Origin of the sequence: Aquidulcibacter sp. (assembly GCF_049239865.1) — a bacterium.
GTDB lineage: Bacteria > Pseudomonadota > Alphaproteobacteria > Caulobacterales > Aquidulcibacteraceae > Aquidulcibacter.
In genome coordinates this window covers 1-2,308 of record NZ_JBMLTR010000139.1, presented here as the reverse complement: position 1 = coordinate 2,308, position 2,308 = coordinate 1, and the positions used below count along the sequence as shown (strand labels likewise).

The window sequence follows — 2,308 nt, the reverse complement described above, 5'->3', positions numbered from 1 at the left end:
GACCTCAAATGGCGTGAGCATTTGACCCAAGTCGATCACTTGCGCTCGGTCATCCATTTGCGCGGCTATGGCCAACGCGATCCGTTGATTGAGTATAAGACCGACGCTTTCTCCATGTTTGAGAAGATGCGGACGGATTTGCGCAGCGACGTCACGCGCTTCTTGATGAACGTCCAATTGGTCCAGCCGGACCAACCGATGGTGCCTGCTGACTTTGACCCCAGCACAGCAACCATCGATGGCGGCTTTGGTGCTGGCATTGGCGATGGCATGGGTCTTAACCCGAATTGGCTATCCAGCCATCCGCTGCCAGCAACCGGTCTCGACGAAATGGGCGATGCCGCAGACGATCTCGTCCCATCCGCTTTGGGTGAAATGCCACGTGCTTGGCTCGACACACCGCGCAATGCGCCTTGCCCTTGCGGGTCTGGCAAGCGCTTTAAGGCCTGTCACGGCGCGCTCTAGAGCGGTTTGGACTTAAAAAAATGATTTAAATCAAGCGCTTGATTTCGGTCCAGCGCTTGATTTTTATTTAAGGCGCAAGACCGATGGCGGCCTTGATGTCATCCCAAGCGACCAGCTTGAAGTTCTGGGCCCCGCCAGCTTGGATGCCATCTTGGGCAATAAACAGGCCGCCGGGGTAGGCAGGCCCAAAGTCGCCGACAATCAACTCAATCCCATCGGTCTCTTCCGTCGCGCCATAAGTTCCAGCAGCAATCCTGAACCGGCCGACATAGGTCTCGTCACTGGCTGAAAAGATCGTATAGGCATTGTCGCCTTGACTGGAGACGAGGATATAGCGCGCGTTACCTGGCCCTTCAGCCAAAGCGACACCTTCGGCGTCTGCCACAATATTCTTGCCATCGGCCGCGGCGATCTTGGTGGAAACAATTGGGCCAGTTGGGCGGGCGTCAAAGCGCCAGAGGCCGACATCTTCTTCCGCCACATAGAGCCGCTGGGTCTTCTCATCGACCACACAGCCTTCCGATTGGGTGGCAAGCTTCATCGTGCGCACGATTTGGCCAGCGGGGGAGGGGCCAGCTAAATCCAACGCGACTTGATGGATGGTACCGTCCTTCAAGACCATAAAGGCATAAAGCGCGCCTTCGCTCTGGCCGAGGCAAATGCCATAGGCTTCACCGCTACCCGCTGGAACGGTGCCGAGCGGGGTTAAATTGGCGCTCTCAGGGTCTAAGGTGAATAGAGCAATCTTGGCTTGGGCGATGTCATTGCGGTCGCTTGCAGCGACCACAATCCGCGGTGTGCCAGCAACGGGAACTTCCGCTCGCAGATCAACATTATTCACCCGACCCGCATCAAAGAAGTCGCGGATCTTGCCGTCTAAGTCATAAGCATAAAGCCCGGCCTTTTTGTCGGTCCCGACGATCAGACTGGCTTGCGGGCGGGCTGGGTTGCGCCAAATTGCCGGATCATCAGCGGCATCTTGATTGGCCGAGCCAACAGGGACCGTCTCTCCGCGTGCCACCACATTGACCGCAGGCGTTGCCCGCGCGATGCGCTCAGCAATCGGAATCTCTGTCGCGCAGCCAGCAAGAAGCAGGCTCAAGCAAGCCGGCACGAGGACGAAGTTGGCAGCACGAAACATATTCCCTCCAATGGTTAGACCCTAGAGGGGCGGATAGCCGAGTTTTATTCCAACCTTATGACGGATTGGCTTAGGATGCAGTCACGGGCTTCAAACTTGCGTGAAAGCGCTTCCAGTTTTCGACATAGTGCAGGGCAGAGCCCGTCAGGAACTGGGCTTGCTCTGCCCCTACTTCGCGAATCACTTTGCCCGGCGCGCCCATCACGAGGGAATTGTCGGGAATCACTTTGCCTTCGGGGATGAGCGCTTTGGCTCCAATGATACAATTTTTGCCAATCACTGCCCGATTTAGCACCACGGCTCCAATGCCGATCAAGCTATTATCGCCAATCTCGCACCCATGGAGCATGGCCAAATGGCCGACGGTGACGTTCTTGCCGATGGTGAGCGGGATACCAAGGTCAGTATGGAGGATGGCACCATCTTGGATGTTAGAGTTCTCGCCAATGGTGATCGGATCATTATCGCCGCGCAAAACCGCATTAAACCAGACGCTTGCATTGTGATGCAGGATGCAATTGCCAATGACGGTCGCATTGGGGGCGATCCAATAATTGCCCGGCGCAGGCAGCGTGGGGGTCGCATCGCCCAAAGAATAGGCACCCTGAATAAAGCTCATGGGAAAATTCCTTTCGATAAGAATTTGTGACGTTAACAACTCATTTACTCTGCTAGGATGACATCGCAACAGAGATTCGCGGC

General features: G+C 55.9%; 3 protein-coding genes. 1 reads left to right on the top strand and 2 read right to left on the bottom strand.

Translation table 11 applies throughout. The features are described 5' to 3' along the window. A partial coding sequence (locus ACOVRA_RS10150; RefSeq protein ID WP_421720195.1) for an SEC-C metal-binding domain-containing protein occupies positions 1-465 on the top strand: 465 nt, incomplete at its 5' end. Positions 466-532: 67 nt separating this feature from the next. On the opposite strand, the gene ACOVRA_RS10145 is transcribed toward ACOVRA_RS10150, so the two are convergent. Both ACOVRA_RS10145 and ACOVRA_RS10140 read right to left on the bottom strand, forming a co-directional pair. Further along, complete coding sequence (locus ACOVRA_RS10145; protein ID WP_421720194.1) at positions 533-1,606, bottom strand: phytase; 1,074 nt, start codon at positions 1,604-1,606, stop codon at positions 533-535. A gap of 70 nt (positions 1,607-1,676) precedes the next feature. Further along, entirely contained in the window at positions 1,677-2,225 is a 549-nt protein-coding gene (locus ACOVRA_RS10140; protein ID WP_421720193.1) for a gamma carbonic anhydrase family protein, read from the bottom strand. Positions 2,226-2,308 lie beyond the last annotated feature (83 nt).

What these genes read in the sequence shown, in the direction of transcription:
- ACOVRA_RS10145 (WP_421720194.1), bottom strand. Translation starts at nt 1,606, where the DNA reads ATGTTTCGTGCTGCCAACTTCGTCCTCGTGCCGGCTTGCTTGAGCCTG.
- ACOVRA_RS10140 (WP_421720193.1), bottom strand. Translation starts at nt 2,225, where the DNA reads ATGAGCTTTATTCAGGGTGCCTATTCTTTGGGCGATGCGACCCCCACG.